The sequence below is a fragment of the Flagellimonas spongiicola genome (assembly GCF_023502425.1).
Classification (GTDB): Bacteria; Bacteroidota; Bacteroidia; order Flavobacteriales; family Flavobacteriaceae; genus Flagellimonas; species Flagellimonas spongiicola.
This window is the reverse complement of sequence record NZ_JAMFMA010000002.1, coordinates 400,031-414,968: the sequence shown is the minus strand read 5'-3', so window position 1 is coordinate 414,968 and position 14,938 is coordinate 400,031. Positions and strand designations below refer to the sequence as shown.

The window sequence follows — 14,938 nt, the reverse complement described above, 5'->3', positions numbered from 1 at the left end:
TTTCTAGGCTTCCAGGCCAAGATTTTCCTTGAAAACTGCTGGGGTGACAGCATTATCTACGTTAAAATCGCCTATTTTGGTTCTTCGCAGCGCCGACAAATAAGCTCCGGTCTCCAATGATTTCCCAAAATCATGGGCCAGAGATCTAATATATGTGCCTTTGCCGCAAACCACTCTAAAATGCACTTCGGGCATGGTTATTTGCGTAATCTCGAATGTTGAAATGTGGATGGTTCTAGGTTTGATTTCAACCGTCTTACCTTCTCTTGCAAATTCATACAAGCGCTTGCCATCTTTTTTTAGCGCAGAAAATATAGGAGGATATTGCTCAATAGCTCCAATGAATTGCCTGGTTGCCTGCTGAATTTGATTTTCATTGATGTGATCAATAGGAAAGGTTTGGTCGATTTCAGTCTCAAGATCATAAGAAGGCCTTGTGGCACCCAAAGTTATTGTTCCTGTGTATTCTTTCACCTGCCCTTGCAGTTCAGGAATTTTCTTAGTGAATTTACCGGTACAAATTAGGAGCAGGCCAGTAGCCAAAGGATCTAATGTGCCTGCATGGCCAATCTTGATTTTTTTTAGATTGAATTTCTTCCGAATTGCCCATTTTAAAGCATTGACTGCTTGAAAGGAGCTCCACTCCAAAGGCTTGTCAATTACTAAAATCTGACCGTCTAAGAAATCTTCTTGTGTCTTCAACTGCATTAGGATTTGGGCTCAAAGGTAAGAATCCGTCCAAACTAGCCCCAAATACTCCATGCTATGGCGATCAATCCGACTACTAAGCAATAAAGGGCGAAATAGGTCAATTTACTCTGGCGGACCAGTTTGATCATCCATGTACAAGCAGCCAAACCTGCAATGAAAGCCGCTAAAAAACCAACACCCATCGCTACTGCTTGGTCCCCAACAAAATTAATGTCACCACTCAACAAATCTTTAGCCATTTTACCTATGATCAATGGAACAACCATCAAAAAGGAAAACCTAGCGGACTTACTCTTATCCACACCTAACAGAACAGCTGCGGAAATTGTAGCTCCACTTCTTGAAATTCCAGGTAATATGGCCACAGCTTGTGCCATTCCAATCACAAAAGCACTGCGATAGGAAACACCCTTATCCGTGGTTTTGGCCAAATCGGCCAAATAGAGCAATATTGCGGTAATGAGCAGCATGATTCCAACAATGATTATTGCACCATCAAAAAACACTTCCAAAAAATCTTCCAAGAAAAATCCGACCAATGCTGCGGGAATCATCGAAATGATGATTTTCAATGAAAATTGTGTTTCCTCGTTCCATTTAAATTGGAATAATCCGCTAAGGATTTCCCATACATCTTTTCGAAAAACCACAATAGTACTAAGCGCTGTTGCAAAATGTAGGACTACAGTAAACAATAGGCTTTCTTCGGGAAGGGATTCAGCACCTAAAATGGCTTTTCCCAATTCAAGATGACCACTGGATGATACGGGTAAGAATTCAGTAAGACCTTGAATGATTCCAAGGATAATGGCATCAATTAACTCCAAATTATTTCTTGTTTTTGTTAGGATTCAGCAATATGGCATATACTTGAATGCCAAGACCTATGAGGATTAATGTGGGTGCTAAACGGATTCTCCGAAAACTATAGATGTCTGGATTGAAAACATTTGGGTCATCGCTACCGCCCCCGCTCATGAGAATAAAACCCAACGCTATAAATGCCAATCCAATAAAAAGGAAAATGTAGTTTTTCTTTTGAAAAAGAAAAGGTTTAGTTGATTCTGGAACCTGTTTATTTTTCTTACTCATACTGTAAAGTTAATAATAAAGATCGTCAGTCCTTAAATTCAAAAAACGTTGTGTAGCAACATGCGTACTTGCCCATGAAATTAAAACGCCCAAACCAAAAACGCCACCGAACAACAACACAAGAACAAGAACATCCTGAAAGACATTCAATTCTGGGAACTGGGTATTCACATAATATAAAACTATGGCCAAAGCAATCAATGCCAAGGCAGACCCAATCATACCCAATCTGATGTTTTGCCAAATAAAAGGCCTGCGGATAAATTTCTTGGTTGCTCCAACCATTTGCATTGTTTTGATTATAAACCGTTTGGAGTAGATAGAAAGGCGGATGGAACTATTGATTAGCAAAACTGCGATCGCAGTGAACACAGCACTGGCAATCAATATCCAAAGACTGATTTTTCTAACATTGTCGTTAAGTAAGGCAATCAGCGGTTTGTCATAGCTTACATCTTCTACATACGTTTTTGCCATTAAATCGGAAGCAATCTCATCAATTTGCGCAGGCGAAACATAATCCGCTTTAAGATGTACATCAATTGAATTTTTAAGTGGATTGTAACCTAAAAATTCAACGAAATTCTCCCCAATATCCTCACTGTACTGCTCTGCAGCATCTTCTTTGGACACATAGTCTGCAGATTTGGTGTATTCTGCCAATGCCAGGCTTTTTTGTAATTGTTCAATTTCAGCAAGTTTGGCATTGTCCTTTAAAAACACAGATATCGTGATTTGCTCTTTAAAGTGATCAGCAAGTTTTTTGGTATTGAGGACCAGAAGGCCCAGAACACCCACTAAAAACAGGACCAAAGCAATACTTAAAACCACTGAAAAGTAGGATGAGATTAGCCTTCTTCGCTGATATCTTTCAATATATTGGCTCATATGGGAAAATCAGTACGTAAAAATAGAAAAGTAAATCGTAATTAGTGGATTAAAGCTATTTTTGCAATTCGAAAAATGACGGAAAGACCATGAATTACAATTTCAGGGAGATAGAAGCCAAGTGGCAAAAATATTGGGCAAGCAACCAAACCTTCAAAGCAACCAACAATTCGGACAGTCCCAAATTCTACGTTTTGGATATGTTTCCTTATCCATCTGGAGCGGGATTGCACGTTGGACATCCGTTAGGGTATATTGCCAGTGATATTTATGCTCGTTACAAAAGGCATAAGGGCTTTAATGTCTTGCACCCCATGGGTTACGATTCTTTTGGTCTTCCCGCAGAACAATACGCCATCCAAACAGGACAGCATCCTGCCATAACCACTGATGCCAATATCAAAAGATATCGAGAACAATTAGACCAACTAGGGTTCTCATTTGATTGGAGTAGAGAAGTACGAACCTCCGACCCAAAATATTACAAATGGACGCAATGGGTATTTATCCAATTATTCAATTCCTGGTACAACAAAGAATCGGACAAGGCGGAAGACATAAAACAATTGATTTCTGAGTTTGAAAAGAATGGAAATTCACAAATCAATGCTGTTTGTGATGATGATACACCTATCTTCAATTCAGAAGAATGGTCCACTTTTTCAGATAAAAAGAAACAGGAGATTCTACTTAAATACCGTTTGACCTATTTGGCGGATACAGAGGTGAATTGGTGTCCTACACTGGGCACGGTTTTGGCCAATGATGAAATCGTTAATGGGGTATCTGAACGTGGAGGTCATCCGGTAATTAGAAAGAAAATGACCCAATGGAGCATGCGCATTACAGCATATGCACAAAGGTTGTTGGATGGATTGGAAACAATAGATTGGCCGCAACCTTTAAAAGATACCCAAACCAATTGGATTGGTCGTTCAGAAGGAGCGCATGTGGAATTCAAGGTTAAGGATTCGGAGCACAGAATTCCAGTTTTCACCACAAGACCCGATACCATATTTGGAGCAAGTTTCATGACATTGGCGCCAGAACATGATTTGGTGTCCAAGATAACCACCGCTGAACAGAAAGAAGCCGTTGAGTCTTACGTGGAAGCTACAGCAAAACGCTCAGAACGTGATCGTATGGCGGATGTTAAAACTATTTCTGGTGTTTTTACCGGGGCATATGCAGAGCATCCATTTACAAAAGAACCAATACCAATTTGGATTGGTGACTATGTTTTAGCTTCTTACGGCACAGGAGCTGTTATGGCAGTACCATGTGGAGATCAAAGGGATTATGATTACGCCAAGCATTTTGATATACCCATACCGAACATTTTTGAAGGAGTGGATATTTCCGAAGAAGCATTTGCGGACAAGGCAAATACAATTATTGGGAATTCTGACTTTTTGAATGGTTTGGGGTTCAAAGAAGCCACACGAAAGGTTATTGATGAGCTTGAAAAAATCGGTCAAGGTCAGGGAAAAATCAATTATCGACTTCGGGATGCGGTATTCAGCCGACAACGTTATTGGGGGGAACCGTTTCCAGTGTATTACGTGGATGGAATGCCACAGATGATTGCAGATGAACATTTACCATTAGAGTTGCCAGATGTAGAGAAATACCTTCCAACCGAAGCTGGGGACCCACCTTTGGGTAATGCAACGCACTGGGCTTGGGACAGGAATAATGCCACTGTGGTCAACAATGATTTGATTGATAACAAAAATGTATTTCCATTAGAGTTGAATACGATGCCAGGCTGGGCGGGTAGTTCCCAATACTTTAACAGATATATGGACGCTCATAATGAAGAAGCTATCTATGACTCGGAAATTATAGGGTATTGGCAAGATGTGGATCTTTATATAGGAGGTAGTGAGCACGCAACTGGGCATTTATTGTATTCTCGTTTTTGGCAAAAATTTCTTTTTGATAGAGGTATAGCCCCTAAAGACGAATTTGCCAGAAAACTCATTAATCAAGGAATGATAACTGGTACAAGTGCATTTGTCTATAAGGATATGGATTCAGGTAAAGTGTACTCAAAAGGGTTAATAAATGGTAAAAATGTAATTCCCATCCATGCTGATGTTTCCTTGGTGAATGCTTCTGACGAATTGGACATTGAAGCATTCAAGGAATGGTTACCAGAATACAAAAACGCCACATTTGTACTTGAAGACGGAAAATATATAGTGGGTAGGGAAGTTGAAAAAATGTCCAAATCCAAATATAATGTTGTGAACCCAGATAATATCTGCGAAGAATATGGAGCAGACTCCTTACGCTTGTATGAAATGTTCCTAGGTCCGTTGGAGCAATCCAAGCCCTGGAATACAGCAGGAATAACCGGGGTGCATTCCTTCCTTAAAAAGTTGTGCAAATTGTATGGGAACATTCAGGATAATGCAGAACCTTCAGCAGAGAATTTAAAGACCCTGCATAAAACCATAAAGAAGGTGGAGGAAGATATTGAGAACTTCTCGTTCAATACCTCAGTGTCCACTTTTATGATTTGTGTAAACGAATTGACCGCTCAAAAATGTACAAGTAAGGCCATTTTGGAGCCGCTAGCTATTTTGGTTTCTCCATATGCCCCACATATTGCGGAAGAGTTGTGGGAAGAATTGGGACATCAAGAATCAATTTCCACGGCAGCTTTTCCAAAATTTGAAGCGCAATACCTTGTTGAAAACAGCAAGGAATATCCAATTTCATTCAATGGGAAGATGCGATTTAAAATGGAATTGCCGATGGACATGGGTAAAGATGAGATTGAAGCCGCGGTAATGGCACATGAAAAGACCATAGCGCAGCTAAATGGCAGAGCGCCCAAGAAGGTGATCGTTGTGCCAGGTAAAATCGTAAATATTGTGGGATAACGCATAGCGTCCCCATTTTTCAAATACTCAATAATGGATCCAATTGAAATAATTGGGCTGATTGCTGCCACGCTTACCACAAGTGCTTTTGTCCCACAGGTTGTCAAAACATGGAAGACTAAATCCACAAAGGATATTTCTCTAACCATGTATTCCGCTTTTTTCTTGGGTACGATGCTTTGGCTGTATTATGGATACGAACACCAAAGTTTGGCCATTATGCTTGCAAATGGCATCACAGGTATTTTGGTGATTTTCATGTTGGTGCTGAAAATTCGGCATAAGTAGTTTCGCTGAAACAGCTAGAAACAAAGCTTCGTTGTACAATTTGTCAGTAAAAATAGCCCTGCCATGGATTGGCGGGGTTTTTGCTTTAGAGTTGGTATCTTTATAAGACAAAACTAGAAGCTATGATGACATACTATATATTAATCGGTGGAATTGCTTTAATTAGTTGGTTGGTCAGCCGCCGCTTAAAAAGTAAATTCAAGACGTACTCTAAAATCCATTTACGAAATGGGATGAGCGGAGCTGAAATTGCACAAAAAATGTTGGATGATCATGGGATACATGATGTTAAAGTGATATCAACTGCAGGGATGCTCACCGATCATTACAATCCAAAAAATAAAACGGTTAACCTGAGTGAAGCTGTTTATGCGCAAAGAAATGCTGCTGCTGCAGCCGTAGCGGCCCATGAAGTGGGTCATGCCGTACAGCATGCGCAAGCTTATGAATGGTTGACCATGCGATCTAAATTGGTACCTGTGGTTAGTGTTACTTCCGGTATGTCCACATGGATTGTATTTGGCGGGATTGCACTTATGGCAGCAACTGGTGTAGCCGGCGGGCTTGGGTTTTACATAGCTGTGGCTGGATTGGTAATGATGGCATTTGCCACATTATTCAGTTTTATCACGTTACCTGTTGAATATGATGCAAGTAACAGAGCCTTGGCATGGCTAAAACAAAAAAATATGGTAAGCCAGCAGGAATATGCTGGAGCGGAAGATGCCCTGAAGTGGGCTGCAAGAACCTATTTAGTTGCCGCCTTAGGTGCTTTGGCCTCCCTCTTATACTGGGCGTTCCAAGTTTTTGGAGGAAGAGATTAATCCAATATTTATCGAATAACAAAAACGGAGCCTATTGGCTCCGTTTTTTGTTTTGAGATAGTTAGTTATCTATTCTATCCAGTTACCAACATGATCATCTATCATTTGAAGTCCAACACCCTCGGTGCCTGTAACTGAAATCATATCCAGAATGTCCCGGATTGTGTTTTCTTCTTCCACTTGCTCCATTACAAACCAGTCCAAAAAGCGTTCAGTGGCAATATCACCAACTTCCCTTGACTTGAGTACAATTGCATGAATGGATTTTGTCACCGCAATTTCATGATCTAAGGTAGATTCAAACACATCAACTATGGATGCATAATCGTGGTTGATGTTTGTAATTTCTGGCGAAATTGGACTGCCGCCAGCATCTATTAGAAAATTAAAAATCTTCATCATGTGTTCCCGCTCTTCTTCCGCTTGTTTATGGAAGAATTTGGCGCTGGTAAAAAAACCATTTTGATCACACCAGGAAGCCATTGCCAAGTAAGTGGCAGATGCATGTGCTTCCATTTTTATTTGAATGTTGAGCATATCCATGGATTCCACTTTTATGCTCATGCCTTGTCGTGCTATATCTTTCATCGCTATTTTTCTTGTGATTCCTGTAAAAGTAGGCAAATTCAATAGGAATTACTGTGCTAACAGCTTATTTGAAAGCAATTTAAGACTGAATAAAAATAAGAAGGGATTGCAACGATTTATGCCATTAAAATCTCTTCGGTAGAGGATATGCCAAGCTGAACAAAACCATTTTGAATCAGTTGTTTTAAATCCAGTACTTCATGTGTGTTCAGGATAAATAAATGTTCCTTGTTGCAAAGCTGCAACAACTCAAATCCGTGTTGGTTTAAATCACTATCAAAATGATCTTCAATTTCGATGGATAGAACTTTTTGACGAAGGGCTAATAGTTGACAAAAAGAGGCGCGCACAGTTTTTTGACCAAAGTCAATATAAAAGCATCGTTCCTGTTGCGATTGGAACAATGCATAAAACTGGGATTTATAAATCGCCTTCATGAAGGCAAAAATAAAATTTATTTAGATTGAATACAAATACTATATGCGTATTTGTCGATCAATTTGTTGGGCAAGTGAAATAAAGGTTTCAGTTCTAGATACGCCTTCAATGGGTTGTATCTTTTTATTGAGTAGTACCATTAAATGCTCATTGTCCATACAGAGAACTTTTATCAATATGGACCAGTTTCCAGTAGTATAATGACATTCTAGGACTTCTGGGATTTTTTCCAATTGCTTAACTGCTTGAGGATTTGCCATTGCCTTATCCAGAAAAATACCAATGTAGGCCATAGTCGTATACCCTAAAACCTTGGGGTTGATGACAAATTTCGACCCAGATAACAAACCGGAATCCTCCAACTTACGTAGCCTTTGATGAATTGCAGCACCTGAAATACCAATGTTCCTCGCTATCTCTAGAATAGGAGTTCGTGCATCTTCCATCAAAAATCTTAGGATCTTTTTGTCTATTCCGTCAATTTTAACGGATTTGTTAGGTTTTTTCATCTAAAGCTTCTTTTTTGAAACTAAAGATATTGAAAAAGTCACCAAAAATCAATTCCCTATAGAGTCTGGATTGTACCCTAAATAGGGCACTTCAAATTCATTGAATGTAATGCCATAGGTTTTTAATTCATCCAAAATAGGGCTATACACTTCTTTACTTATTGGAATTTGAACTCCAGCCGTTGTGATTTTTTTATTCAGGATTTGTAATGCTGCCATAGCAACAGGAAGACCTACTGTTTTGGCCATGGCAGTATAGGTCTGGTTTTCTCCTAAAACCACCATATTGGCATCCAGTTGTTTCTTCTCACCATTGATTTCATAGCCAAATTTATGGTACATGACAATCATGTCTTTTTCATTTGGTTCCAACGTCCAGCTATCTTCTAAAATGTGTTGTAGCATTTGTGCTGGAGTGGCGTTCTTTAATGGAATCTTATTGGTATGGTCAAAAAGGTTCAATTCCAATAGTTTTCCCCAACGAATATCATCTTGGTCGATTTTCAGATAATGCCGTAGTTTCAATTCTACGGAATCAGTAGGAGAGTAGGGCAAAAATAGATTGACGAATTCACGATAGGACATACCTTCGGAGTTTTCAATGGTATACGTATCGTCGGTCATGCCAAGCATTACAAATATGTGCCATGCTTTGGAAAAACCAACTCTTCTCATGGTACCTCTAAACAGTGTCAGGGCGTCTTGTAATCCATAGGCGTCCCTATATTTCAATGAATCCCTATTTGCATATACTTCGAACGTACCATAACCTTCAACATCAACCAATTCCGTACGCCTGAATATTTTTTGATAAGGGATGTATTTATAGGTCCCTTCTTGAATGAATTTTGCAGCACCCCCTTGAGCAGCCACGACTACATTTCTAGGATTCCAGGTGAATTTATAACTCCACAAATTCGTGTCATCCTCTGGAGCTACCAAACCTCCTGTAAAAGATTCAAATAGTAACATTTTTCCGCCTTTATCACGAATCCTGTCAATGATCTCCATTGCACTCATGTGGTCTATCCCTGGATCTAGACCAATTTCATTCATGAAAACCAGCCCGTGCTTCTTCGCGTCTGCGTCCAAAGCTTCAATTTCCTTACTTACATAGGAAGCTGTCACCAAATGCTTTTTGAATTCTATGCAGTCTTTTGCCACATTAATGTGCATTCGGGCAGGCAACATGGAGATGACCAAGTCGGAATTTGCAATAGCTTTTTTCCGTGCCTCGTCATCGAATATATCCAACTTGCAGACTTCACAATTTTCGTGTGAGGCAAATTCCTGAGGTATGTTCTCCGGATGGAGATCGCCAATGATCAACTTTAGATTTTCTGCTGTTGACTTTTTCAGAATGTAATCCAATAAGTAGGAGGTTGACTTACCTGCGCCGACAACCAAAATAGTGCGGACCATACGTTTTATTTACTTTTGATTAAAACGGATACTAAGGTATCAAATTGTTATATTTCTAAAAAAACAAAGCATAAAAGTTATGAACAGAACAATAGTATTGATGGGTATCATCTTGGGATTCTTAGCGATCATACTTGGAGCCTTTGGTGCACATGGGTTGGAAAAGCTAGTTCCTGAAAGTGCCGTGGATACCTTTGAAACAGGGGTTCGATATCAAATGTATCATGCTTTGATGTTATTGATTTTAGGGAGTTTTCCATTGGTGAGGAAATCTAAATTGAGGGTGGTATTTAGGCTAATATGTTTAGGTGTACTTCTGTTCTCAGGTTCGATCTATCTATTGGCCATAAATGGTATTACCACTTTTGATTTTAGAGTTATTGGATTTATAACACCAATAGGGGGAACCATTTTGATCCTGGGTTGGGCACTGTTGGGGTATTATGTTTGGGCTGATAAAACGAACAAATAATCGGAAAATAGGTTTGGTGGCGGTGAGAATTTTCTAGCTTTGCACCAATATAAAAACTAAACAATGGATACCTATACCCCAACTACGAAAACGATTTCGTTAAAGCAGTATGGAATAGCGCACAATAATGTGCATTATCAGCTGTCTCCCAAGGAATTACAGGGAGCTACAATTCAGAAAGAAATGGGTAAGCAAGCCTCGTCTGGAGCGCTCGCCGTAAATACGGGAGAGTTTACAGGAAGGTCCCCCATGGATCGTTTTATTGTAAAGGATGAAATTACCGAAGAGAAAATTTGGTGGGGAGATATCAATATCCCATTTGACTCTGAAAAATTCGACAAGCTATATGACAAAGTAATAGCTTATTTAAATGAAAAAGAGCTTTTTGTAAGGGATTGTTATGCTTGTGCAGATGAAGCCTACAAGCTGAACATCAGGGTAATCAACGAATATCCGTGGTCCAACATGTTTGCCTACAATATGTTTTTGAGGCCAACTGTGGAGGAATTGGAAAATTTCGACCCAGAATGGACGGTTGTCAATGCGCCTGGATTTTTGGCTGACGCGGATTTAGATGGTACTCGACAACACAATTTTGCGATTCTGAATTTTAGCAAGAAGATTGCCCTGATTGGAGGAACCGGTTACACGGGAGAAATCAAAAAAGGAATATTCTCTGCATTAAATTTTATCCTTCCAGTCTTCAAGAATACGCTACCAATGCATTGCTCTGCCAATATTGGTAATGATGGAGACACAGCTGTATTTTTTGGATTGTCTGGAACAGGGAAAACCACCTTATCAACGGACCCAAACCGCAAATTGATTGGAGATGACGAGCACGGATGGACCGCACAAAACACGGTTTTCAATTTTGAAGGCGGTTGTTATGCAAAGGTGATTGACCTTTCTAAGGAAAAGGAACCTGAAATTTATGGTGCTATAAAAGAGGGCGCCATTTTGGAAAATGTTATCATGGATGCTAATGGTGTGGTCGATTATGCAGATACTTCCATCACCCAAAATACAAGGGTAAGCTATCCAATCTATCATATCGATAATATTCAACAACCTTCCATTGGCGAGAATGTAAAGAATATATTCTTCCTTACTGCAGATGCCTTTGGGGTATTGCCTCCTATTTCTAAATTGACTCCATCCCAGGCTGCGTATCATTTTATTTCCGGTTATACCGCTAAGGTGGCAGGTACGGAGGCTGGTGTTGTAGAGCCGCAACCATCCTTCTCAGCTTGTTTTGGCGCACCATTTATGCCTTTACATCCTGCTGTATATGCAGAAATGCTTAGTAAGAAAATGCAAGAGTCCGGTGTTGATGTTTGGTTGATCAATACGGGATGGACAGGTGGACCTTACGGGGTGGGAAAACGTATGGAACTAAAATATACGCGAGCCATGATCACTGCAGTTTTAAATGGTGATTTAGGACTGTATAGCTATGATAATTACCATATCCATTCTGTATTTGGTGTAGCACAACCTAGGGAATGTCCAGGTGTACCTACACAGGTACTAAGCCCTAGAGCTACCTGGAATGACGATGAAGCTTATTATACAACTGCCTTTAAGTTGACCAACGCGTTCCGCGAGAACTTTAAAAAGTTTGAAGCTTATGCGAGCGAAGAGATTCGACGAGGAGGACCTCAACGATATGCCTTTTAAAAAAGAAAAGCCCCGAGAATCGGGGCTTTTTTATTTTTCACAGTGAAACAGTTATTTGTTTACACTGGTAATGTACTTCTGTAATGCCATGGTCATTGAAGGTGTTTCGGGAGTAGGGGCTTGAATGTCAATGCGAAGCCCTGCTTCTGTAGCGGCTTTTACCGTACTGTTCCCGAACACTGCAATTCGCGTGTCGTTTTGTTCAAAATCAGGGAAATTCTTCAATAAGGACTCTATGCCTGAAGGGCTAAAGAACACCAAAACATCATAATAGACATCCCTTAAATCCGATAAATCGCTGATAACCGTTTTGTAGAATATGCCTCTGGTCCAATCAACACCTAAATCATCTAAAGATTGAGGAACAATGGCCTTTAAGGTATCCGAAGAGGGTAAAAGGAATTTCTCGTCCTTGTACTTTTTAATCAACGGAACCAATTCATTAAAGGTGCGTGTGCCAACATAGATTTTACGCTTGCGATAAACAACGTATTTCTGCAAGTAGTAGGCTACAGCTTCAGATTGACAGAAATATTTCATGGTATCTGGTACCTTGAAGCGCATTTCTTCGGCAATTCTGAAAAAGTGATCAACAGAATTTCTGCTGGTTAAGATGATGGCCGTAAAATTGTTTAAATCAATTTTTTGCTGTCTTACTGATTTCGCTTGAACTCCTTCAACGTGAATAAAAGGTCTAAAATCCACTTTGACCTTCTCTTTCTCTATAAGACGTGAATAGGGGGAATTTTCTATTTTGGGTTCTGGTTGGGAAACCAAAATTGTCTTTACTTTCATAAGCTTTCAATCTTTTAGATAGCTTCCAACTATTACTAGGGGCGCAAATTCGAGTGTGCAAAGGTACAAAATAAAATAGAAAAAGTGGGAAATTATGACTTTTTGATGGTTCTTCAACAGCTTGAACAATCCAATGGCATTAATGGAAATAATTAAGACCAATGCCGTGATTATTACCACTTTTGAATCTTTTGCAATGTAGAAAAGGATGATGTTGGATATGAACATAACCAAGCTGCTATGGTTCAAATATGATATTTTGTTAAATATCAACTGTGCTATCAAACTTTCGGTATTGAATACATAGCCTTGACCCAACTGCACCAACATTTTCAATAACTCAAATGCTGAGAACAATCCTAATATGATGAAAAATTGAGTCAATTGGCTTTCTGTAGTGTAGGTAAAGAATACTTTTTGAATGGTCAGTGCAAAGAGTGAGATATTGATCAGTTGAAAGACAGTCAATATAATGTGAAACCAACTAAAAAGCCTTCCTTTTTTATTATGAAGGACCACATATTTGTTGTTGAATGGTAAAATCAGAAAATTTAGGAACTTGTTTTGGAAGAGGTATTTGCCCAACGCAAGTAAAAGCATGCTGAAAAACAACAATGATGTTGCCCAATCCAAATACTCAAAATGTTTATATATGGGTTCCATTATTCAATTTTGGTGGGCATGCCCTGAAGTCCTGTTAAAAGACCCTTATTTGCTAAACCAATCCTAAAATAGCTAGGTTTTTCCATTTTTTTGGATTTTGGAAGCTCAAAGCTGTAAAACACCGTATCCTTGGATTTTAGAATGTGCTGTTGTTCGTCAATGGATGTTACTTCTAAAGAGACTTGTTCTTTTACCTGCTTGTATGCATTGGAATAGGCAACAGCAAAATTCAAGTTTTCCAAGGGTACATCAAATTCGTATGGATTATGGATTTTAAGTTCCCAAGGTTCATTCTCATTTTCCTTTTCTACCAGACATTGTAATTTACGGTAAGATTGAAAGTCCTTTAGGAAACTGCCGTAAAAAACAGAACTATCTGGGTGTTTGAATTGCACATCTCCAGCATTTCTATATTTGGTAACATAAAGGACGTCCTTGCCTCTTACCCTATCTTCTGACCCATCAATAGAGTATTGGTTTTTCCGATACATAAAATTGTTCAATGAAAAAGAGGGCTTGCCAGCATAAAATTCGTACATCGGAGCCTGTCGATATGAATTCTCGAAAACCACAGGAACATCACCTGCTTTGGATTTAAGGTCCATCACCCAGTTTTTGTTTCCATGTGCTTCGTAAAGAATGGGTAACAAAGGTTGATAAATTAGCCAGGCTCTAGCGTAAATCAGTAAAATGGCGCTGATCATTGCCATTCGAAACATCCATTTTCTACTTTTCTCGTTTTCCAATAAGTGCCTAAAAGCAATGATTGCCATAGGAATGGAAATAACGATAATCCATTGGGTCTGCACCCTTCGGTTAAAACTGGAAACAAAAAAGAAAATCAGTACCCCATAGGTTAGATATCTCAAGGCTTTTGAAAATTGGTCCTTGCGTTTATCGGTTACTAAAGCATAGTACACCCAGTAAAACAAAAGTCCAAAAATTGCAACAAGGTTCACCAAATAGCCTAAAGTGAATTTTTCAAACGAATAAGCTTGATTAGGTCGCTCGAAAAGATGGTATTTTATGGATACAAAGTCATACTCCATCAACCATAAAAAATGAGGAACGTAACATACCAAAGCAATACCAACAGCAAGCCAGGCCTTCCAGTTGAACACCAATTTAAAATTGGATAAAAACACAAATAATATAACTAGGACCGCGTGATACTTGCTATACATCAACGCTGCCATTGTCACCCCTAATGCCAAACTGATATAGATGTTGGGATTATTCAGAAAGCGCTTATAGAGTAAAAGGAACAATGCGGTAAAAAACAACAATGGCGTATCTGGCAGGGTGAAAAATCCATAGGCATTCATCAACGTCATTGAAAACAGCAGTAGGAAAAAGTGGATCACATATTCCCTTTTTTTCGGATGGTCTATGATTTCCCAAACAATTAGATAAATTCCTACCGAAAGCAGGCAACTCATGAATCGAACACCCAATTCTCCCGTAAAAAACAAACTACTGATTTTTATAAGCAAGGCAACCATGGATGGATGGTCAAAGTAACCCCAATCCATGTTTTGGGCATAGTACCAATAATAGGCCTCATCATAAATCAGTTCCGTGAAAGCAGCTTGCAAGAGGTTGAGAACAAAAAGAACGGTTAGTAGAAGGTAAAATAACCGTGGAGTCTTTTGGGCCATCAATAGTTTTTTAGATGGC

At 39.3% G+C, this 14,938-nt stretch carries 16 protein-coding genes; 5 read left to right on the top strand and 11 right to left on the bottom strand.

Going from position 1 to position 14,938, the window contains the following annotated elements; genetic code table 11:
• Nucleotides 1–3: 3 nt before the first annotated feature.
• Genes truB through M3P19_RS08025 form a run of 4 tightly spaced genes read right to left on the bottom strand, consistent with a single transcriptional unit; the run spans nt 4 to nt 2,691 of the window.
• The gene (truB, locus tag M3P19_RS08040; protein ID WP_249657146.1) at nt 4–708 is read right to left on the bottom strand and encodes a tRNA pseudouridine(55) synthase TruB; all 705 of its coding nucleotides are present in this window, start codon (nt 706–708) and stop codon (nt 4–6) included.
• 35 nt (nt 709–743) lie between these two features.
• Nucleotides 744–1,538, bottom strand: a complete 795-nt coding sequence (locus M3P19_RS08035) for an undecaprenyl-diphosphate phosphatase (RefSeq protein ID WP_249657145.1) — start codon at nt 1,536–1,538, stop codon at nt 744–746.
• A 1-nt stretch (nt 1,539) separates the two neighbouring features.
• Nucleotides 1,540–1,803: a DUF3098 domain-containing protein gene (locus M3P19_RS08030; RefSeq protein ID WP_249657144.1), complete on the bottom strand. Its 264-nt coding sequence runs from the start codon at nt 1,801–1,803 to the stop codon at nt 1,540–1,542.
• Between the two features lie 9 nt (nt 1,804–1,812).
• Nucleotides 1,813–2,691, bottom strand: coding sequence for a cell division protein FtsX (locus M3P19_RS08025; protein WP_249657143.1), 879 nt, complete (start codon nt 2,689–2,691; stop codon nt 1,813–1,815).
• Nucleotides 2,692–2,780: 89 nt separating this feature from the next.
• Here M3P19_RS08025 and leuS point away from each other — a divergent pair, with 89 nt between their 5' ends.
• The 3 genes from leuS to M3P19_RS08010 all read left to right on the top strand — a co-directional run bounded on the left by leuS (nt 2,781) and on the right by M3P19_RS08010 (nt 6,694).
• Nucleotides 2,781–5,582, top strand: a complete 2,802-nt coding sequence (gene leuS, locus M3P19_RS08020) for a leucine--tRNA ligase (RefSeq protein ID WP_249657142.1) — start codon at nt 2,781–2,783, stop codon at nt 5,580–5,582.
• A gap of 33 nt (nt 5,583–5,615) precedes the next feature.
• Nucleotides 5,616–5,870 carry a SemiSWEET family sugar transporter gene (locus M3P19_RS08015; protein ID WP_249657141.1) on the top strand — a complete coding sequence of 85 codons (255 nt, stop codon included), beginning with the start codon at nt 5,616–5,618 and terminating at the stop codon, nt 5,868–5,870.
• A gap of 122 nt (nt 5,871–5,992) precedes the next feature.
• Nucleotides 5,993–6,694: a zinc metallopeptidase gene (locus M3P19_RS08010; RefSeq protein ID WP_249657140.1), complete on the top strand. Its 702-nt coding sequence runs from the start codon at nt 5,993–5,995 to the stop codon at nt 6,692–6,694.
• 69 nt (nt 6,695–6,763) lie between these two features.
• Here M3P19_RS08010 and M3P19_RS08005 read toward each other — a convergent pair whose 3' ends face one another.
• The 4 genes from M3P19_RS08005 to M3P19_RS07990 all read right to left on the bottom strand — a co-directional run bounded on the left by M3P19_RS08005 (nt 6,764) and on the right by M3P19_RS07990 (nt 9,651).
• Entirely contained in the window at nt 6,764–7,282 is a 519-nt protein-coding gene (locus M3P19_RS08005) for a ferritin (RefSeq protein ID WP_249657139.1), read from the bottom strand.
• A gap of 116 nt (nt 7,283–7,398) precedes the next feature.
• Entirely contained in the window at nt 7,399–7,719 is a 321-nt protein-coding gene (locus M3P19_RS08000; protein WP_249657138.1) for a hypothetical protein, read from the bottom strand.
• Between the two features lie 39 nt (nt 7,720–7,758).
• Nucleotides 7,759–8,229 carry an Lrp/AsnC ligand binding domain-containing protein gene (locus M3P19_RS07995; RefSeq protein ID WP_249657137.1) on the bottom strand — a complete coding sequence of 157 codons (471 nt, stop codon included), beginning with the start codon at nt 8,227–8,229 and terminating at the stop codon, nt 7,759–7,761.
• 48 nt (nt 8,230–8,277) lie between these two features.
• Nucleotides 8,278–9,651 carry a saccharopine dehydrogenase family protein gene (locus M3P19_RS07990; RefSeq protein ID WP_249657136.1) on the bottom strand — a complete coding sequence of 458 codons (1,374 nt, stop codon included), beginning with the start codon at nt 9,649–9,651 and terminating at the stop codon, nt 8,278–8,280.
• A 79-nt stretch (nt 9,652–9,730) separates the two neighbouring features.
• On the opposite strand from M3P19_RS07990, the gene M3P19_RS07985 reads away from it, so the two are divergent.
• Both M3P19_RS07985 and pckA read left to right on the top strand, forming a co-directional pair.
• Nucleotides 9,731–10,123 carry a DUF423 domain-containing protein gene (locus tag M3P19_RS07985; protein WP_249657135.1) on the top strand — a complete coding sequence of 131 codons (393 nt, stop codon included), beginning with the start codon at nt 9,731–9,733 and terminating at the stop codon, nt 10,121–10,123.
• A 63-nt stretch (nt 10,124–10,186) separates the two neighbouring features.
• Nucleotides 10,187–11,803 carry a phosphoenolpyruvate carboxykinase (ATP) gene (gene pckA, locus M3P19_RS07980; RefSeq protein WP_249657134.1) on the top strand — a complete coding sequence of 539 codons (1,617 nt, stop codon included), beginning with the start codon at nt 10,187–10,189 and terminating at the stop codon, nt 11,801–11,803.
• Between the two features lie 51 nt (nt 11,804–11,854).
• Here pckA and M3P19_RS07975 read toward each other — a convergent pair whose 3' ends face one another.
• From M3P19_RS07975 to M3P19_RS07965, 3 genes are read right to left on the bottom strand one after another with little or no spacing between them, the layout of a single operon-like run.
• Entirely contained in the window at nt 11,855–12,598 is a 744-nt protein-coding gene (locus M3P19_RS07975; protein WP_249657133.1) for a uroporphyrinogen-III synthase, read from the bottom strand.
• Between the two features lie 6 nt (nt 12,599–12,604).
• Nucleotides 12,605–13,261, bottom strand: a complete 657-nt coding sequence (locus M3P19_RS07970) for a DUF4271 domain-containing protein (RefSeq protein ID WP_249657132.1) — start codon at nt 13,259–13,261, stop codon at nt 12,605–12,607.
• Nucleotides 13,261–14,919, bottom strand: coding sequence for an ArnT family glycosyltransferase (locus M3P19_RS07965; protein WP_249657131.1), 1,659 nt, complete (start codon nt 14,917–14,919; stop codon nt 13,261–13,263). Before M3P19_RS07965 ends, M3P19_RS07970 begins: the two co-directional genes overlap by 1 nt.
• Nucleotides 14,920–14,938 lie beyond the last annotated feature (19 nt).